This is a genomic window from Verrucosispora sp. NA02020, from assembly GCF_013364215.1.
In the GTDB taxonomy this organism is placed as follows: domain Bacteria; phylum Actinomycetota; class Actinomycetes; order Mycobacteriales; family Micromonosporaceae; genus Micromonospora.
This window is the reverse complement of record NZ_CP054923.1, coordinates 2,181,145-2,198,588: the sequence shown is the minus strand read 5'-3', so window position 1 is coordinate 2,198,588 and position 17,444 is coordinate 2,181,145. Positions and strand designations below refer to the sequence as shown.

Here is a 17,444-nt window from a genome sequence, read left to right as displayed (position 1 = left end):
ATCACTCAGTTAGTCAGCCAACCTGTCCTACGGTGACACCAAGCTCGGCCAGTAGTTCTGTGGTCGTAAAGACTTGTACTCCACGGCCAGTTGCCCGGTTCCGGAGCTTCTTGTCGTTGGTCACAAGCGGGCATCGTTCGAAGACGGCGGTCGCTGCGAGCAGGGCGTCTCGGGTGTGATCGATGTTACCGGACTGCACTGCATCGAACACGTCTGCATCGTCGACGACTCGGCACCAACTGACGCGAGAGTAGCCAACGGCGGTAGCGCCGGTGGGAACAAGTCGACCGAGGCCAACCATCACCAACAGCAAGTGTTGCCTGCGGTCTACGTCCGGGGTCTCTGCCAGCTCGTCGACGTTCACGTGAGTGAAGATGAGCTCGTGCGAACCATCGACTACGGCCTTCTCTGCGGCCTCGTACGCGCCGGGAACATCGGCAAAGGGATCGATGGCGTTTGAGTCCAGGAGTAGGCGACGCACGTTGTGAGACTACGCGTTCCGCGACATAAGCCGATGCTCCTGGAGAGTAGGGCGCCACCAGGTCCGCAACGTCAAGACGGCCTTGACACACGTACGGACGCCGCCAGACGGACGGAGTCGGCTCTCGTGTCACGGGCCGCGCACCCGGCGGACACCGCCACAGTGGCGCAGTTGACCAAACCTCGACCAGCACGGACCCGGCTCCCGGGACGGAGCTGGCCACCGGCGGGCACCTTCCCCTCCCAGGTGAGCAGTTGACCTGACCCTAAGCGGCTACGGAGCCGGCTCCTGGACGACCGGCACGCCTCGCGCGGCGGTCACCGCCCCCATGCTTGGTGCTTGCCGCGCAGACCCGCCGCGCACACTCTTGCGCCGCGCTGCTCGGGCGCGGCGCGGCCATCTGCCGGCGGCAACCTCCACCACTCGGAGGTAACCGTCTGCGGCGGCCCCCGGGCTTCCCGCCCTCCGCGCCAGCCGCCGGGCGTGTTGCGTGGCCGGAGTCGGAGCGCCAGCGGAGCGACGGACGCTCGCCCTGGCGGCGGCGCGTGCGGCCCGTTCAGGGCCGCCTTGATAGACGTACAGAAAGTCCTCCCACCCCGGCCGCTTGCCGGTTCGCCCCCGCTCGGCACCGGGGTTCACGACGGGTTGACGAGTCGGTACCCGGTGCTACTCTGGCGGTCGTCGAGCACGCCAGTGCGGCCTTCCTGCCGGATCGCTGGGCTTGACCACGGAGATGCTGAGCGGCCTTCCTGCCGCTGATGCGGGCCAGATCCCGCCAGTTCTCGATCACCTTGGCCGCGATGTCGGCCCCGGAATCCGTTGAGTGGCCAAGCACGGTCTTCCCGCCGTCACGATGGCCCGGATTCGCTTTCTTCGACGGGTGGGGTTCGCCTGCGGCAACCCGCCGGATGCCGACTCCCAGGCACCCCACCCGTCCCGGCCTCACCCAGCACAGCAACCGGAAGGACCACACCCCAACGGCGGTCAACCACATCCGCCCTCCGGCGTCAGCCGCCCTCCACGGCGGTGCCAGGAGACACCACGAACACCACCGACGGACGGCGTTCCGGCGACCGGTGGCGTTTCGTCGCCCGTCCCTGCCACCCGCCCTGAGGAGAGATCGTGTCCACCCTGCACCGTCCCGGCGTCGCCGCCGGTCGTGCCGCCCAGGCCCTGCACCGGGCCGCCACCCCCGACTACTTCGGCTGGTTGGAGCACACCCGGTCCGCTGGCGGTTGTGCCCGTCCTGTCCGGCTGACCGGCACCATGACCGCCGTCGACCGGGACACCGGGCGGGTCCTGGGCGAGCAGCACACCGACGAGCTGCCCGATCGGGTGCTCTACAAGGCGTGCGGCAACCGGCGGGCCGCCCAGTGCCCGGACTGCTCCTGGGTCTACGCCGGTGACGCCTTCCAGGTCGTCCGCTGTGGCCTGACCGGCGGCAAGACCGTCCCCGCCACGGTGGCCCGGCACCCGGTCGTCTTCGCCACCTTCACCGCGCCGTCGTTCGGCCCGGTCCACCACCGGCACGTACCCCTCCACACCTGCACCGACCGGCGGCGCTGCGACTGCCGACCGGCCCCCTGCCACGCTCGCCGTGATGCTGTCACCTGCCCACACGGGCGGCCCGGGGCCTGCTTCGCCCGGCACGACGGTGCCGATCCGCAGCTCGGTCGGCCGCTCTGCCTGGACTGCTACGACCACGATCACCAGGTCGTCTGGAACGTCTTCGCAGGTGAGCTGTGGCGACGCACCAAACAGGCCGTCGAGCGGTACCTTGCCGCGCTCTGCCGTCGACGCGGCATCCCGAGGGTCGAGGTTGTCACCGACTCGGGCCGGGTGCGGCGGGTACCGCCGGTGCGGGTGTCGCACGGGAAGGTCGCCGAGATGCAGCGCCGGGGGGCGGTGCACTTCCACGTCCTGCTGCGTCTCGACGGGGTCGATTCCGGTGACCGGTACGCCCTGGTCCCGCCACCGGTCGGGATTACCGTGGATGACCTCGACGCCGCCGTGCACGCCGCCGCCCGGCAGATCGTCTTCGCTACCCCGCCGCATCCCGACCGGCCGCAGGGTTGGTCGATCGCCTGGGGTGAGCAGGTCGACGTGCGCCGCATCGGCACCGGTGACGGGGACGTGACCGACGCCAGGGTGGCCGCCTACCTGGCCAAGTACGCCACCAAGGCCACCGAGGTCACCGGCTACTGCTCCACCCGGCTCACCCCGGGCACTGTCGACGCCTACGCCGATCCGGAGGGTGACCACCTGGCCCGGCTCATCGACGCCTGCTGGCGACTCGGCCGCCCCACCCGGCACCGCACCAGCGACACCGCCGCCCAGGCCGAGGACCGTCAAGGCGACCTTGACACCACACCCGATGTCTACGCCGGGCTGCGACGGTGGGCGCACATGCTCGGCTACGGCGGTCACTTCCTCACCAAGGCCCGCCGGTACTCGGTCACCTTCGGGCTGCTCCGCGACACCCGCGCCACCTACCGCCGCGCCGATGGCGGCTCCGTCACCGTCGGCACCCTTGCCTTCGTCGGCTCCGGTTGGCTGACCGACGGGGACGCGCTGCTCGCCAACACCGCCGCCGCCCAGCACCGGGAACGCCGCCGCGTCGGCCGGGAGGAACTCGCCCACGAGCTGTGGTCGGGGGTGGCGGCGTGACCCGACCCCTCACCCCGCGCTGGTACTTCCCCGCCGAGGTCGCCGTGCTGCTCGGCTTCGGCATCTCCAAGGTCAAGATGAAGATCGCCACCGGCGAGCTGCGCTCCATCAAGGACGGCAAGTACCGCCGCATCCTGCCCGAATGGGTCGACGACTACATCCGCGAGCAAATCGACCGGCAGGAGGCCGCCTGATGCCCGCCCGTGCCCGCGCCAACGGCGAAGGCTCCATCTTCCCGTACCGCAACGGCTTCGCCGCGTACGTCTGGGTGACCAAGCCGGACGGGAAACGCACCCGCAAGTACGTCTACGGCAAGACCCGCGACGCCGTCCACGACAAGTGGATCAAGCTGCACCAGCAGGCCAAGGCCGGACCGGTGGCGACCAGTGTGCCGACCGTGGGCAGCTTCCTCGCCTACTGGCTGACCGAGATCATCGAGCCGAACCGGGCGCCGCTCACCTTCGCCACCTACGAGACGTTCGTCCGGCGTTACCTCTCCCCCGGCCTCGGGTCCAAGCGGCTCGACCGGCTCCAGGCGCGGGACGTGCAGACCTGGCTGAACCAGGTGGCCCGCACCTGCCAGTGCTGCGCCCAGGGCAAGGACGCCGCCCGCCGCAAGGAGAAACGGCGCTGCTGCGCGGTCGGCCGGTGCTGCCAGGCGGTCCCGTCGACGCGCACGGTCAGCGACATCCGGGCCGCACTGCGCGCCGCCCTCACCCACGCCCAGGCCGAAGACCTCATCACCCGCAACCCGGCCGTACCGGTCACCCTCGCCACCGTCCGCCGTCGACGCGGCAAGTCCTGGTCCAGCGACGAGGCACGCCGCTTCCTCGAATCCGCCCGCGCCGACGCCGATCCGCTCTACGCCGCGTACGCCCTGGTCCTCGTCACCGGCCTACGCAAAGGCGAAGCCCTCGGCCTCACCTGGGCCGACGTCGACCTCGACGCCGGGGAACTGACCATCGGCCGGCAACTGCAACGCGTACGCGGAAAGCTCCTGCACCGCGACACCAAGACCCAGGCATCCGACGCCACCCTGCCCCTGCCCGACATCTGCCTGGCCGCACTCAAGCTGAGGAACGAGCAGCGCGACGAGGCACGGGCAGCCGCCGTTAAGGCGTGGCACGACAACGACCTGGTGTTCACCACCCGCTACGGCACGCCCATCGAGCCGCGCAACTTCCAGCGCTCCTGGCAGACCCGCTGCGACAAGGCGGCAACGAAGCCGATCACCGTCCACAACGCCCGACACACCCGCGCAAACCAACGCGCAGCACCCACGCAAATCAACTCGCGGCCCCCGCGCGGACCGACGCACCGCACCCACCGCACCGCGGGGTATCCGGGGGCTCGGCCCCCGGAGCAGAAATGACAAGGCCCCCTGGTCCGCGCATTCTGCGGACAGGGGGCACCTGGGGACTTGTGGGCGATACTAGTGAGCCGCCAACTGCAACGCGTACGCGGAAAGCTCCTGCACCGCGACACCAAGACCCAGGCATCCGACGCCACCCTGCCCCTGCCCGACATCTGCCTGGCCGCACTCAAGCTGAGGAACGAGCAGCGCGACGAGGCACGGGCAGCCGCCGTTAAGGCGTGGCACGACAACGACCTGGTGTTCACCACCCGCTACGGCACGCCCATCGAGCCGCGCAACTTCCAGCGCTCCTGGCAGACCCGCTGCGACAAGGCGGCAACGAAGCCGATCACCGTCCACAACGCCCGACACACCCGCGCAAACCAACGCGCAGCACCCACGCAAATCAACTCGCGGCCCCCGCGCGGACCGACGCACCGCACCCACCGCACCGCGGGGTATCCGGGGGCTCGGCCCCCGGAGCAGAAATGACAAGGCCCCCTGGTCCGCGCATTCTGCGGACAGGGGGCACCTGGGGACTTGTGGGCGATACTGGGATCGAACCAGTGACCTCTTCGGTGTGAACGAAGCGCTCTCCCGCTGAGCTAATCGCCCTCAGCGCGGCTGACTCTACCCGATCGTGCGGCCGACCCGCGAATCCGGGGTCAGTTCGTGGCGAGGTAGCGCAGGACCTGGGCGATCACGTCGATGCCGAGGCTGTATTTGATCGAGAGCAGCGCGACGGTGGCGACGAAGACGAGGCCGACCGAGCCGATGACCAGGCGGAGGACCAGGGACTGTCGCTTCACCCAGGCCGTCCAGCCGTGGACGTGGCGGCGGGTGAAGGCGAGCAGGCGTTTGGCCCAGTGGAACTCGACGGCCCAGATGCCGAGGCCGGCGATCACCAGGAGCCAGCCGGGGCCGGGTAGCGGGATGAGCACGATGCCGATGGTGACCACGAGTGCGCCGAGGATGCCGATGACGACCCGGAGGGCGAGGCGGCCGGTGGGGTTGGCGCGGATCAGCGCGAGGGTGGTGGAGACGCGTTGCCGCCAGCGGGGCCGCCCGGGTACGCCGGTGGCGTCCGGCCCGGCGTCGGTCCGGTCCGTCTCGGTTCGCTCGTTCCGCATGCGGTGAGGGTTTCCCCGTCCGGCGGGGCTATTCCCATCGGTGAAGCCTCGTTCGTTGCGGCCGGTTCGGCGATTGTCGACCGGTTCGTGGTCGACTACTGACCGACCGTGCCAGTCGTGCTGTTCGTTCGGCACCCGTACCCCCGCTGTTCGGCTCTGCGGGCCGCGCCGTTCGACGGGTCCCGCCTCGCCAGCTGATCCACTGAGGATCGCTCACCGATCATTTCACGCCCAGTGTGGCGCGGGACCGTCACTGCAACGGCCGACTGGACGTTACCGGAGTAAGTCGACGACTGAGCTACCCGATGATCGGGCGGGATCAAGGCACTGGGCAGAACCGGAAATCCTAGATGAATTTTCACATTCTCGCGGCCTTTCCGAACCCTCTCCCACCACTGGGTGAAGTCAGCGTATGGCGGAGCGTAGCCAGAGGTAGCGCCTGAGTATGGGAAAAGCGGGACACGCGCGTTCCGCACGCGGTGCCGGGGGGAGAACGTCCATGAGTGTCATCCGACCGACGACCGTTGAGGTCGAGACGTCGCTAAGGCTAGTCGCGCCTGACGCCACCGCATTGCCGGTGCGCGCCAGTCTGCGCTACGACCCTGCTGACCCGTATGCGGTCCATGTCCTGTTCCATGCCGAATCGGCGGGTGGCGAGGCGGTGAGCTGGTCGTTCGCTCGCGAACTGCTGGTCACCGGCCTCGACGAACCGGCCGGCATCGGTGATGTGCGGGTCTGGCCGTGGGCCACCCCGCGCGGCGACTTCGTCGCGCTGGCGCTGTCGTCGCCCGACGGCAACGCCCTGTTCGAGGTGCCGCGCAGCGTGTTGGTGCGCTTCCTGCGGCGGACCTACGTCGTCGTCCCGCGCGGCCGGGAGGCCGAGCACCTGGACGTCGACACGGCGGTGAACCGGCTGCTCGCCGGTCGCTGACCACCGACGTAGGCGGAGGCCGCGCGGATCTGCCGAGTCCGCGCGGCCCCCGCTCGTCCGGCGGTACGCACACCACCCGCACCGCCCGCGCCACGCGACCCGGTCCACGGCCAGGGCCGCACCACGGACGGTCAGCCGTGCGTGGTGATGCCGCCGTCGACCGGGATCACGGCGCCGGTCAGGTACGCGCCGGCCCGCGACGCCAGGAAGATCGCGACGCCGGCCATGTCCTCCGGGCGGCCGATCCGACCGAGGGGCACCTGCGCCTCGACGGCGGCCCGGGCATCCGGGTCGTCCAGGACGAACGCCATCATCTTGCTCTCGAACGGTCCCGGGGCGACCGCGTTGACGGTGATCCGTTCGCCGACGAGTTGGTGCGCCAGGGTGCGAGTCAGCATGTGCAGGGCCGCCTTCGTCGCCGAGTAGGCGTACACCTCCATGGCCGGGACCCGGATGCCGTCGACCGAGCCGATGTTGATCACGCGGGCCGGGTCGTCGGCGCTGGCGGCGGTGCGCAGCACCGGCAGCAGCTCGGTGGTGAGTCGGAAGACGGCCTTGACGTTGACCGCCCAGAGCTTGTCGAACGCGCTCTCCGGATACTCCTCAAGCGGCGCCCCCCAGGTCGCCCCGGCGTTGTTGACCAGCACGTCGAGCCGGTCCACCCGGTCCCGGACGGCGGCGGCCAACCGCCGTGCGCCGTCGTCGCTGCCGAGGTCGGCGGGGATCGCGGTGCAGTGGCCGAGCGCGGACAGCTCCGCCGCGACCGCCTCGCAGGCGGCGGCCTTGCGGGACGAGATGATGACGTGCGCGCCGGCCGCCACGAAACCTCGGGCGATCATCAGCCCGATTCCCCGCGAACCGCCGGTCACCAGGACAGTCTTGCCGTCGACCGAGAACAGATCCTGCATGCGCATCCCCTCGCGAGCCGGCCGCGACCTCCCGGCGGCCGGCCCGTCGACGCGGACGGTTCGCCCGCCACGGCGACCAGATGACTACCGATCGGTAACGTAACCGCCGGCCGGTACGCCGACAAGAGCGCGCCATCCATCCGGGTCGGTCGAGGGGTGGACGCCGACGGCACGGGCTCGGCGACGCGCCCGTCACCAGAGGTGCGTACCGGCCGGTCGCGGGCTAACGTCGCAGGTGATGGTCCCTTCCGGTCACCTCGACAGGGTTCTGCCCGACGCCGCCTCCGGTCCGGCCGAGATCGACACGATCACGCTGCGTGATCTGGCGCCCGACACTCGGTGGCGACGTCCGGTCCTGCTCGACCGCGAGCTGATCGTGCTCAGCACGGGCGGTCACGGCATCGCCGAGGTGGACTTCCGCGCCCAGCCCTGCCGGCCCGGCACGCTACTGCGCGTACGCGCCGGGCAGGTGCTGCGCTGCCCGCCACCCCGTCTCGACGCCACCGTGGTCCGCTGGCACCCGGACGCGGTGCGCGGGCTCGACGTCGACGTGGACGACGTACCCACCCGGGTGCAGCTCGCCGGTGAGGACGAGGACGCGGTCATCAACGAGGTGACCCAGTTGACCGTGGACGTCCGTCGGCACCAGGACGTGCCGGCCGGCCGCAGTCTGCTGCGCCACCAGCTCACCGTGCTGCTGCTGCGCCTGAGCATGCTGCCGTCCGAGGCGCACCGCGCGGGTCGCCCCGAGGAGGAGACCTTCCGCCGGTTCTGTCGCGAGGTGGAACGCGGTTACCAGCGCACCCGTCGGGTCGAGGACTACGCCGAGCGGCTGAACTGCTCGGTGCGTACCCTCACCCGGGCCTGCCTGGCGGTGACCGGGCGCAGCGCCAAGCAGGTGGTGGACGAGCGGGTCGCGCTCCAGGCCAGCCGGTTGCTGGCCGCCACCGACGAGCCCATCGCCCGGATCGGTCGGCAGCTCGGCTTCACCGAACCGACCAACTTCGGCCGGTTCTTCACCCGCGAGGTCGGGGTCAGCCCGGGGGCGTTCCGGGCCGCCCGCGAACACCCCGGACCGAGCCCGGTCGTCCGTCCCCGGTCACCCGCCGAGCCGACCCCGATGCTGCGGCCCCACCCGCCGGTCGAGGCCCGTCAGGCGTGAGAGCGCCCGTCCGGTCGGTCACTCCGTCAGCCCGGCGACGCCCAGGCACGGGCCGGTTGGGCATGATGGCAGGGTGCAGATCTCCGCGCGTGGCGACTACGCGGTACGAGCGGCGCTGAGCCTGGCCGCCGCGTACCCGTCATTGCTGTCCACCCAGACCATCTCCGCGGAGCAGGACATGCCGCGCAAATTCCTTGAGGCGGTCCTGGCTGACCTGCGTCGGTCCGGCCTGGTCCGCGCCCAGCGCGGCGCCGAGGGCGGGTACGCCCTGGCCCGGCCGCCCCGGGAGGTGACCATCGGGGCGGTGCTGCGCGCGGTGGAGGGACCGTTGGCCGGCGTACGCGGGCTGCGCCCGGAGGAGACCAGCTACGACGGGGTGGCGCAGCACCTGCCCGGGTTGTGGGTGGCGGTGCGGGCCTCGTTGCGCCGGGTGGTCGACGAGGTGAGCCTGGCCGACGTGGTGGGCGGCCGGTTGCCCGCCCACGTCCGACGGCTGACCACCGCGCCCGACGCCTGGGAACCTCGCTGACGCAGCGGTCCGCGCCGGGCGCGGTCGGTCACGCGGCGGCTGCCGTGGTGTAGCCGCCCCGGTGGTGCAGCAGCGGCGCGCCGTCGACGCCTTCGGCGAGCGCCAGCGGCTCGGCGATCACCAGCGAGTGGTCGCCCGCCGGCACCCGGTGCACCACCCGGCAGAGCAGCCGCGCCAGCACCCCGGTCAGCAGCGGCAGCCCGAACGGACCGGCCTCCCAGTAGGGGTACGCGGCGAAGCGGTCCACGCCCTTGGCGGCGAAGATCCGGGCGGCCTCGGTCTGGTTCGCGGCGAGCAGGTGCACGGCGACGTGCTCGGCCCGGTCGAGCACCGGTGAGCTGGACGAGGTCGCGCCGAGGCAGAACGACACCAGCGGCGGGTCCAGCGACACGGAGGTGAACGAGGTCGCGGTGAACCCGGCCCGCAGCGGGGCGCCCACGTCACCGAGGCAGGCGGGTCGGGTGCCCCGGGCCACGGCGGTGACCACGGTGACCGTGCTGGCCTGGCGGCGCAGCAGCGTGCGGAACAGCTCCGGGTCCACCGGCCGCAGCTCGTCGGTGCGGCTGCGCTGCGCGGTGGTCACGCCGTCACCGGTGCCGTGCGGCGGGTCGGCGTGGCCGGTGCGACGGGGTGAGGGGTGCGGTGCATGCGGGGTCCTCTCCGAAACGCCAGGTGGAGTCGGCAACTCCGCGCCTCCCATGAGTTGGGATGAACGCTCTTTCACTCCACACACTGATGATTCAACCAGGATCTTGAGCCCGACAACACCCATCTGATGAATAGGATATTCGGGCCACCGGGGACGTCTCACATCCACTGTGCACGACATGGTTTGGCGGATCGTCGATACGGGAATCTTCGATGCCGCGCGGGGATGACGAAGGGAGGCCCACGATGGGTCTGATGTTCCGCAAACGCAAGAAGTACGGGCCGCTGATCCTGAACTTCACCGAGAACGGTTTCTCGTCCTGGAGCATCAAGATCGGTCGCTGGTCGTGGAACTCGCGGGCCAAGGCGCACCGCGTCGACCTGCCCGGCCCGCTCTCCTGGAAGCAGGACAAGTCCCGGGCGTGAGCCCGGAGGTCGCGCGGGGCGTCGGAGCACTCCGACGCCCCGTTCGCACGTGCCGGCGGCCCACCCCGACCCCGGCCCGCCACCCCCGGAATCGACGGATCCGCCCGGTCGGCGGCGCGCCGGACCGGACAATCGCGACATGCAATCGACACCGGACCATCGGCGCGAACGTCGGCGGGCATGGCTGGCCGGCCTGCTGCTCCTGGTCGTGTACTTCGTCGTCCCGGTCGAGGCCGATCCGAACGGTGCCCGCCTCGGCCTGCGCGTCGCCCTGACCCTGCTGCTGCTGGGCGGGGTCGCCGCCCTGGTCACCGGCCAAGTACGCCGACAGCTCGTCGCCGTCGCGCGAGGTCGGCAGCCACCCTCGGTGCTGCACCTGGTGGTGGCCCTGGTCGCCGGGCTGCTCGCCTTCGCCCTGGCCGACTACGTCGTCGCCCGGGTCGCTCCGGAGCAGTTCGTCGCGCTGCACACCCGGGTGGACGCGCTCTACTTCGCGCTCGCCACGCTGACCACCGTCGGCTACGGCGACGTGCACGCCCAGGGACAGTTCGCCCGGGTGCTGGTCTGCGCGCAGCTCGTCTTCAGCATCGGGGTGATCGCCACCGGCGCGTCGCTGGCGGTCAAACGGCTCACCGAGCGGCGGCCGTGATCACCACGTCCCCGCCGAGCCTCCCCTGCTCCGGGTCACGCCGCACCTCGCCCGCGTCGAGCAACGCGTCCAGGGCCCGCACCGCGTCCACGGCCCGGTACGCCGTGTCGGTCACCGCGTACCGGCGCAGCTCGGTCACCGTACGCGGGCCGGTGCGGGACAACTCGGCGAGCAGCGCCCGGCCCAGCGGCGCCGGGTCGACCCGGCCGGCACCCGCCTCCCAGAGACTCTCCTTGAACGACTCCAGGCTGCGGTCCGAGGCGGTGCCGAAGCCGATCCGCCGACCGGAGGACAACTCGACCTCGGCGACCAACGGGAAGCCGGCGTCGGCCAGCGCCGGCCGCAGCGGCGTACCCGGACCGGCCGGCACCAGCACCTCGCCGGGTCGACCGGAGGCGGCGGCGGAGAGCGCCACCGGATCGACCGCGTCCGCCACCTCCAGGTAGGACAGCACCGGCGCGCCGGACGCCCCGCACGCGCGCAGCGCCACCGGCAGCAGGGCCGTCGGGCCGGGCATCAGGTGCACCGTGACCTCGGTCGGCAGCCCCGCCTCGGCGGCACCCAGCCGCGCCGGCAGCTCCTCGGTGCCGCCGGCCAGCACCAGCACGGTCAACCGGGCACCACGGACGTCACCGGCGCACTCGCCGGCCACCCGGACGACCTCCTCGGCCAGGGCGGGGTCACGCCCGTCGTACCCGAGGACCACCGTCGCCCGGCGCGCGCGTCGCAACGCGCCCGGCACCCAGACCCTCAGGTGCCGGACCACCACCTGCCGCCCCACCTCATCTGCCACCCTGCCGTTCTACCGCACCGCCCGGCCGCGACGCGGCCGGGACGGGTCAGTGCGACGCGGCGGCCGGGACGGAGATGCCGATGCCGCCCCGGGTCTCGCCGCCGTACCTGCTGATCTCGGCGGCCAGGTCGAGACGGCCGATCCGGGTACGGGCGTCGAGCGCGGCGTCGTCCAGCCGGTCGGCCGGCACCAGCCAGACCACCTCGAACTCCAGCCCGTCCGGGTCCTGCCCGTAGAGGCTCTTGGTGGTGCCGTGGTCGGAGGTGCCGACCAGGGCACCGGCCCCGGCCAGTCGGCGGGCGGTGGCGGCCAGCTCGTCGAGCGTGTCCACCTCCCAGGCCAGGTGGTAGAGGCCGACGGTGGCCCGGCCGGCGGTCGACCGACCGGCACCCGCGCCGATCTCGAAGAGGCCGAGGTCGTGGTCGTTGGTGGAGTCGGGTGCCTGGAGGAAGGCAGCGCCCCGGAACCCCTCCGGGGTCATCGGCACCCGGCGGAAGCCCAGCACGTCGCGATAGAAGGCGACGCTGCGCTCCAGGTCACTGACGTAGAGGACGGCGTGGTTGAGGCGATGGATTCCCATGCCACCGAGGCTAGCGCGTTTTAGTTGAACGTTCAACTATCTCCGCTATGATGGGCGTCATGACCCGCTGGCTGGACCCGGACGAACAGCGCACCTGGCGAGCGTTCCTGACCGCGTCCCGCGCGTTGATGGAGGCGCTCGACCGCGAGCTGCAACGCGACGCCGGGATGCCGCACGCCTACTACGAGATCCTGGTCCGACTCTCCGAGGCCCCGGAGCGGCGACTGCGGATGAGCGACCTCGCCGAGGCGAGCGGCTCCTCCCGCAGCCGGCTCTCGCACGCCGTGGCCCGCCTGGAGGCCGCCGGCTGGGTCCGTCGGGAGGACTGCCCGACCGACCGGCGAGGGCAGATCGCCCTGCTCACCGACGACGGCTTCGCCGCACTGGCCGCCGCCGCACCTGGCCACGTCGAGGGGGTACGCCGCCACCTCTTCGACGCGCTCAGCCCCGCCCAGGTCGACCAGTTACGCCGGATCAGCGAGGCATTGGCCGATCGCCTGACCCGCCCCTGACCGGATCCTGACCGAACCACTCCGGCGCGGGTCTTGTACATAACGTCGTCGGATGAGCACGATGGGGCGTGCCCTCCGGCTTCGGTGAACTGACTGATCAGGCGCACGACCTGGTCTCCTCCGGCGATCTCGCCGGCGCTCAACGGCTCCTCGCCGACGCGCTGACCGGCGCCGACCCGCGCCCGGCCAACGCGACACCCGAGATGGCCGAGGCGGCCGGCCTGCACGCGCGGGTGCTGGTCGCCCTCGGCGAGCCGCACTCCGCACGAGGCTGGGCGGCGTACGCGTACGCCGCCACCACCCGTCTGCACGGCCGCTCCGACCCGCGTACGGTCGCCGCCGCGGCCACCCTCGCGGCGGTGCTGCACCGGGTCGGCAGTTGGTCCCGCGCCGCCCGGCTGTACCAGGAAGTCATCATCGAGCTGACCGCCTCGGACGGGCCGGAGTCCCTGCGGGTCCTCGCCGCACACGCCGACCTGGCCACCGTGGAGTACGCCCGTGGCCAGTGCCAGGTGGCCCGCGACCGCCTCCAGGACGCGTGGGAGCTGCACCGCGAGGTCTACGGCGACGGGCAGCCCAGCGGCATCAAGATGCTCGCCCGGCTCGGCTCGATGCAACGCGACTGCGGGCAGTTCACCGAGGCGCAGGACCACCTCGCGCTGGCCCGGGAACTCGCCCGTCGGCACCTCGCCCCGGACGACCCGTTGACCGCCCAGGTGGCGTCGCTGTCCCGGGCCCCGGCCAACCCCGACCACGTCTGCGCCGACACCCCGCCGGTGGGCGCGGAGGGCTCCGTCGTACCGGCCGCGCGGACCCCGTCGCAGGGTGACGCCCCGCCCAGCGGCGACTGGGCGGCCACCGCCGCCGCCCCGCCCGACTGGTCCGACCACGACACCGACGACCGGCCGGACGATCCCCGCGCGGACTGGTCCGGGACCGATCCCACCCGGCCGCCGACCGCCACCCCACCGGCCTCCGGCCCGGCGTCGACCTGGACGGCGGCATCGTCCGCGCCGGCACCCGACCCGACGTGGACGGCGTCCGCACCCCCCGACGCCGGGACCACCCCGAACTGGACGGCGTCCGGGCCTGCGGGGTCCGGAGCGGACCCGGGCGGTTGGCCCGACCCGGACGACGTCGACCGGGACTGGACGACGTCGACGGGAGCCACCCCGAACTGGACCGCCGACGACGCGGCGTGGGACGGGACCGGCGGTCCGCAGGGCTGGCCCGCCGAGGCCACCGACGGACGGACCTGGCCGGCGGGATACCAGGCGGACTGGCCCACGGAGAGCACCGGTCCGGCGGGCTGGCCGGCGACGGGCGACCCGGCGGATGCCCGGTACGCCGGGGAGCAGCACCCGCCCGAGGGCTACCACCCCGGTCAGGGCCACCCGGCCGGTCAGCAGCCCGCCGGGGCGGCGTCGCCGGTGCCGACCCCACGGCAGCCGGCGGACGGTCCGGCCGGGCCGCCGCAGGACTGGTGGACCGGGCAACCGACCGAGCCGGCCTCGCCCGACCCCGCCCACCCGGCCCGGCCCACCCCGACGCCGTCGGCCGAGTCGAGCGGGGCAGCCGTACCGCCGAGCGTGATGGGTCTGACCGGTCCGGCGCCGCAGGCGCCGGGGGTCTACCGGCTGCGCCGGTTGGAACCGGAACGCACCGGTCCGTCGTCCCGCCTGCTGCCGGTGCCGGTACGCCGGCCGCCGGCCGCGCCCTCCCCCCGCCCGAACCGGCTGGTGCCGATCATCGCGGCGGGTGTGGTCGTGGTGCTGCTCGGTGCCGCCGCGGTGATCGCCGGGGTGTCCCGGGTCGACGGGCCGGGCGAACCGGGCTCCCCCACCGCCGGGGACGCCCCGAGCGGGGCGGCGACTCCGTCCGCGTCGGCACCGGAGGCACCACCGGCCTCGCCCGGCGCGCCGCCCACCGAGCTGTCGCTGCGCGACAACCGGGACAGCGTGACGCTGCGCTGGGCGTACCCGGCGGGGGCGGAGGGACCGGTGATCATCTCGGGTGGTCGGACCGGGCAGCCGAAGAGCCCCTTCGCCGACCTGCCCGCCGGCACCGACAGTTTCGTGGTCTACGGCCTCAACCGCAGCCTCGACTACTGCTTCACGGTCGCGGTCGCCTGGTCCACCGACATGGTCGCGCGATCCGACGAGGTCTGCACCGAACGCCGGTGACCACACCGCCCGGAGTCGGGGCACGGGCGTCGCACACCGTGGTGTGACGGGGCCCGACCGCCTTGGCTCCGGCGGTCGTCGCGCGGTATCTTTGGCAGTTCAGGCAACAAAAAAGAACGGCTGTAAAAGCCGTTCCTAAACGAACTCTAACCCACCGGGAGACGGATTGTCAAGGCACTCCGGCGGTTCGCCGTCCGACGACGAGATCGGCCGCGAGCAGGAGTACGTCTCGATGCTCTACCACCGCCTCGACGACCTGCGGGACCAGGCGGCACAGCGGTTGACCGAGGAACTGCGGGCGGCGGGCGGCACCCTCCAGGCACGCTCCGAGCGCGACAGCGCGGTCCGCATGTACGCCGAACAGGTCGAGCAGTTCGCGGCGGTGGAGAACGGTCTCTGCTTCGGTCGACTCGACACCGACGACGACGAGCGCCACTACATCGGCCGGATCGGCATCTTCGACACCGACGGCGACTACGACCCGCTGCTGATGGACTGGCGGGCCCCCGCCGCCCGCGCCTTCTACCTCGCCACCGCCGCCAACCCGCAGGGCATCCGGCGGCGGCGTCACCTGCGGACCCGGCAGCGCAAGGTGGTCGCCCTCAACGACGAGGTGCTGGACCTGACCACCGCCTCCCCCACCGCCCACGAGGAGCTGACCGGCGAGGCGTCGCTGCTGGCCGCGCTCAACGCCGGGCGTACCGGCCGGATGCGCGACATCGTCGAGACCATCCAGGCCGAACAGGACCGGATCATCCGGTCCGACCTGTCCGGCGTACTGGTGGTGCAGGGCGGCCCCGGCACCGGCAAGACCGCGGTGGCACTGCACCGCGCCGCGTACCTGCTCTACACGCACCGTCGGGAACTCTCCACCCGGGGCGTCCTGATGGTCGGCCCGAACGTCACCTTCCTGCGGTACATCTCGCAGGTGCTGCCCGCGCTGGCCGAGACCGGCGTGCTGCTGCGTACCCAGGGGGACCTCTTCCCCGGCGTCAGCGCCCGGCGCGCGGAGCCGGCCACCACCGCAGCCCTCAAGGGACGGCCGGTGATGACCGAGGTGCTGGCCAACGCGGTCCGCGACCGGCAGCGGGTGCCCGACGAGCCGCTGGAGATCACGCTGCCGCAGCAGGAGGTCCTCGTGCTCGACCCGGCGACCGTCCGGGCCGCCCGGGACCGCGTGCGCCACAGCGACCGCCCACACAACCTGGCCCGCGCCCTCTTCGACGTCGAGGTCATCCACGCGCTGGCCGACCAGATCGCCGAACGGATCGGCGCCGACCCGCTGGGCGGCGACAACCTGCTCGAAGAGGCCGACCGCGCCGAGATCCGCCGGGAACTGCGCGAAGAACCCGAGATCACCGCCGCGCTGGACGAGCTGTGGCCGGTCCTCACCCCGCAACGCCTGCTCGCCGACCTGTACGCCTCGACCGACCGCATCGCCACCGCCGCGCCGATGCTCACCGCCGACGAGCGGGCCGCCCTGCACCGCGAGCCCGGCGGCTGGACCCCGGCCGACGTACCGCTGCTGGACGAGGCGGCGGAACTGCTCGGCGAGGACGACCGGGCCGCCGCCGCCCGCCGGGAACGCATCCGCGCCATGGAACGCGAGTACGCCGAGGGCGTACTGGAGATCGCCCGGGGCTCCCGGTCCATCGACGTCGAGGACGAGGCCGACGGCGGCGAGATCCTCGGCGTGACCGACCTGCTCGACGCCGACCGGCTGCTGGAACGGCAGGAGGAGGCCGACCGGCTCACCACCGCCCAGCGCGCCGCCGCCGACCGCTCCTGGGCGTTCGGCCACATCATCATCGACGAGGCGCAGGAACTCTCCCCGATGGCCTGGCGACTGCTGATGCGCCGGTGCCCGAGCCGTTCCATGACGATCGTCGGCGACGTGGCCCAGACCGGGGCCCTGGCCGGCACCCCGTCCTGGTCGGAGGCGTTGGCACCGTACGTGGCCGACCGGTGGCGGCTCACCGAGTTGACCGTCAGCTACCGCACCCCCGCCGAGATCATGGAGGTGGCTGGTCGCGTACTGGCCGAGATCGACCCGGCCCTGCGCCCACCCCGCGCCGTACGCGCCAGCGGCTTCCCGCCCGGCACGCGGGACGTACCGGCGGACCGGCTGGCCACGGAGCTGGTCGAGGTCGCCACCGACGAGGCCGCCGGGCTCACCGACGGACGGCTCGGCGTGATCGTGCCGGCCGGTCGCGTCGACGACCTCGGCACCGCGCTCACCACCGCGCTACCGGAGGCGGCCGTCGGCGAGCAGCCCGACCTGGAGAGCCGGGTGGTGGTGCTGACCGTCGCCGAGGCCAAGGGCCTGGAGTTCGACTCGGTGATCGTGGTCGACCCGAACCGCATCGTCGCCGAGTCCCCCCGGGGGCGCAGTGACCTCTACGTGGCCCTCACCCGCGCCACCCAACGCCTCACCACCCTCACCCCCACCCCCTGACCACCGCCCGGCCCGGCCCTCGTGAGGGCCGGGCCG

General features: G+C 72.4%; 17 protein-coding genes, 1 tRNA gene and 1 pseudogene. 12 read left to right on the top strand and 7 right to left on the bottom strand.

Going from position 1 to position 17,444, the window contains the following annotated elements; translation table 11 throughout:
* Positions 1-13: 13 nt before the first annotated feature.
* Complete coding sequence (locus HUT12_RS32730; protein WP_254876762.1) at positions 14-481, bottom strand: hypothetical protein; 468 nt, start codon at positions 479-481, stop codon at positions 14-16.
* A 1,122-nt stretch (positions 482-1,603) separates the two neighbouring features.
* Between HUT12_RS32730 and HUT12_RS09640 the strand changes: the two genes are divergently transcribed.
* The 4 genes and pseudogenes from HUT12_RS09640 to HUT12_RS09625 form a co-directional block, all read left to right on the top strand.
* The gene (locus HUT12_RS09640; RefSeq protein ID WP_176093157.1) at positions 1,604-3,148 is read left to right on the top strand and encodes a replication initiator; all 1,545 of its coding nucleotides are present in this window, start codon (positions 1,604-1,606) and stop codon (positions 3,146-3,148) included.
* Positions 3,145-3,342, top strand: coding sequence for an excisionase family DNA-binding protein (locus tag HUT12_RS09635; protein ID WP_176093156.1), 198 nt, complete (start codon positions 3,145-3,147; stop codon positions 3,340-3,342). The genes HUT12_RS09640 and HUT12_RS09635 overlap by 4 nt, the downstream gene beginning before the upstream one ends.
* Complete coding sequence (gene xerC, locus HUT12_RS09630; protein WP_254876761.1) at positions 3,342-4,520, top strand: site-specific integrase; 1,179 nt, start codon at positions 3,342-3,344, stop codon at positions 4,518-4,520. Before HUT12_RS09635 ends, xerC begins: the two co-directional genes overlap by 1 nt.
* Positions 4,521-4,589: 69 nt before the next feature.
* Positions 4,590-4,871 (top strand): annotated as a pseudogene (locus HUT12_RS09625) (site-specific integrase); the annotation flags it as partial.
* A 174-nt stretch (positions 4,872-5,045) separates the two neighbouring features.
* On the opposite strand, the gene HUT12_RS09620 reads toward HUT12_RS09625, so the two are convergent.
* Both HUT12_RS09620 and HUT12_RS09615 read right to left on the bottom strand, forming a co-directional pair.
* Positions 5,046-5,117: transfer RNA gene (locus HUT12_RS09620), tRNA-Val, on the bottom strand.
* A gap of 50 nt (positions 5,118-5,167) precedes the next feature.
* The gene (locus HUT12_RS09615; protein ID WP_176093155.1) at positions 5,168-5,632 is read right to left on the bottom strand and encodes a TIGR02611 family protein; all 465 of its coding nucleotides are present in this window, start codon (positions 5,630-5,632) and stop codon (positions 5,168-5,170) included.
* Between the two features lie 499 nt (positions 5,633-6,131).
* Between HUT12_RS09615 and HUT12_RS09610 the strand changes: the two genes are divergently transcribed.
* Positions 6,132-6,563, top strand: coding sequence for an SsgA family sporulation/cell division regulator (locus HUT12_RS09610; protein ID WP_007457244.1), 432 nt, complete (start codon positions 6,132-6,134; stop codon positions 6,561-6,563).
* A 131-nt stretch (positions 6,564-6,694) separates the two neighbouring features.
* Here HUT12_RS09610 and HUT12_RS09605 read toward each other — a convergent pair whose 3' ends face one another.
* A complete protein-coding gene (locus HUT12_RS09605) occupies positions 6,695-7,471 on the bottom strand; it encodes a glucose 1-dehydrogenase (protein WP_131056667.1) in 777 nt (258 codons plus the stop codon).
* Between the two features lie 238 nt (positions 7,472-7,709).
* Here HUT12_RS09605 and HUT12_RS09600 point away from each other — a divergent pair, with 238 nt between their 5' ends.
* Positions 7,710-8,633, top strand: a complete 924-nt coding sequence (locus HUT12_RS09600; protein WP_176093154.1) for an AraC family transcriptional regulator — start codon at positions 7,710-7,712, stop codon at positions 8,631-8,633.
* A 73-nt stretch (positions 8,634-8,706) separates the two neighbouring features.
* Positions 8,707-9,162: an Rrf2 family transcriptional regulator gene (locus HUT12_RS09595; protein ID WP_131056663.1), complete on the top strand. Its 456-nt coding sequence runs from the start codon at positions 8,707-8,709 to the stop codon at positions 9,160-9,162.
* A 28-nt stretch (positions 9,163-9,190) separates the two neighbouring features.
* Here HUT12_RS09595 and HUT12_RS09590 read toward each other — a convergent pair whose 3' ends face one another.
* On the bottom strand, positions 9,191-9,745 hold the full coding sequence (locus HUT12_RS09590) for a flavin reductase family protein (RefSeq protein WP_131056661.1): 555 nt from the start codon (positions 9,743-9,745) through the stop codon (positions 9,191-9,193).
* Between the two features lie 311 nt (positions 9,746-10,056).
* On the opposite strand from HUT12_RS09590, the gene HUT12_RS09585 reads away from it, so the two are divergent.
* On the top strand, positions 10,057-10,236 hold the full coding sequence (locus HUT12_RS09585) for a DUF4236 domain-containing protein (protein WP_131056659.1): 180 nt from the start codon (positions 10,057-10,059) through the stop codon (positions 10,234-10,236).
* A gap of 139 nt (positions 10,237-10,375) precedes the next feature.
* Positions 10,376-10,885: a potassium channel family protein gene (locus HUT12_RS09580; protein ID WP_131056658.1), complete on the top strand. Its 510-nt coding sequence runs from the start codon at positions 10,376-10,378 to the stop codon at positions 10,883-10,885.
* Here the strand turns inward: HUT12_RS09580 and HUT12_RS09575 are convergent.
* Positions 10,866-11,678: a hypothetical protein gene (locus HUT12_RS09575; RefSeq protein WP_176093152.1), complete on the bottom strand. Its 813-nt coding sequence runs from the start codon at positions 11,676-11,678 to the stop codon at positions 10,866-10,868. The genes HUT12_RS09580 and HUT12_RS09575 overlap by 20 nt on opposite strands.
* Positions 11,679-11,724: 46 nt before the next feature.
* A complete protein-coding gene (locus tag HUT12_RS09570) occupies positions 11,725-12,258 on the bottom strand; it encodes a VOC family protein (protein WP_176093151.1) in 534 nt (177 codons plus the stop codon).
* A 50-nt stretch (positions 12,259-12,308) separates the two neighbouring features.
* Between HUT12_RS09570 and HUT12_RS09565 the strand changes: the two genes are divergently transcribed.
* The 3 genes from HUT12_RS09565 to HUT12_RS09555 all read left to right on the top strand — a co-directional run bounded on the left by HUT12_RS09565 (position 12,309) and on the right by HUT12_RS09555 (position 17,408).
* Positions 12,309-12,770: a MarR family winged helix-turn-helix transcriptional regulator gene (locus HUT12_RS09565; protein WP_131057363.1), complete on the top strand. Its 462-nt coding sequence runs from the start codon at positions 12,309-12,311 to the stop codon at positions 12,768-12,770.
* 68 nt (positions 12,771-12,838) lie between these two features.
* Positions 12,839-14,953: a tetratricopeptide repeat protein gene (locus HUT12_RS09560; protein WP_176093150.1), complete on the top strand. Its 2,115-nt coding sequence runs from the start codon at positions 12,839-12,841 to the stop codon at positions 14,951-14,953.
* Positions 14,954-15,185: 232 nt separating this feature from the next.
* Complete coding sequence (locus HUT12_RS09555; RefSeq protein ID WP_176095709.1) at positions 15,186-17,408, top strand: ATP-binding domain-containing protein; 2,223 nt, start codon at positions 15,186-15,188, stop codon at positions 17,406-17,408.
* Positions 17,409-17,444 lie beyond the last annotated feature (36 nt).

What these genes read in the sequence shown, in the direction of transcription:
- xerC (WP_254876761.1), top strand. Translation starts at nt 3,342, where the DNA reads ATGCCCGCCCGTGCCCGCGCCAACGGCGAAGGCTCCATCTTCCCGTAC.
- HUT12_RS09615 (WP_176093155.1), bottom strand. Translation starts at nt 5,632, where the DNA reads ATGCGGAACGAGCGAACCGAGACGGACCGGACCGACGCCGGGCCGGAC.
- HUT12_RS09610 (WP_007457244.1), top strand. Translation starts at nt 6,132, where the DNA reads ATGAGTGTCATCCGACCGACGACCGTTGAGGTCGAGACGTCGCTAAGG.
- HUT12_RS09605 (WP_131056667.1), bottom strand. Translation starts at nt 7,471, where the DNA reads ATGCAGGATCTGTTCTCGGTCGACGGCAAGACTGTCCTGGTGACCGGC.
- HUT12_RS09600 (WP_176093154.1), top strand. Translation starts at nt 7,710, where the DNA reads ATGGTCCCTTCCGGTCACCTCGACAGGGTTCTGCCCGACGCCGCCTCC.
- HUT12_RS09585 (WP_131056659.1), top strand. Translation starts at nt 10,057, where the DNA reads ATGGGTCTGATGTTCCGCAAACGCAAGAAGTACGGGCCGCTGATCCTG.
- HUT12_RS09580 (WP_131056658.1), top strand. Translation starts at nt 10,376, where the DNA reads ATGCAATCGACACCGGACCATCGGCGCGAACGTCGGCGGGCATGGCTG.
- HUT12_RS09570 (WP_176093151.1), bottom strand. Translation starts at nt 12,258, where the DNA reads ATGGGAATCCATCGCCTCAACCACGCCGTCCTCTACGTCAGTGACCTG.
- HUT12_RS09565 (WP_131057363.1), top strand. Translation starts at nt 12,309, where the DNA reads ATGGGCGTCATGACCCGCTGGCTGGACCCGGACGAACAGCGCACCTGG.
- HUT12_RS09555 (WP_176095709.1), top strand. Translation starts at nt 15,186, where the DNA reads ATGCTCTACCACCGCCTCGACGACCTGCGGGACCAGGCGGCACAGCGG.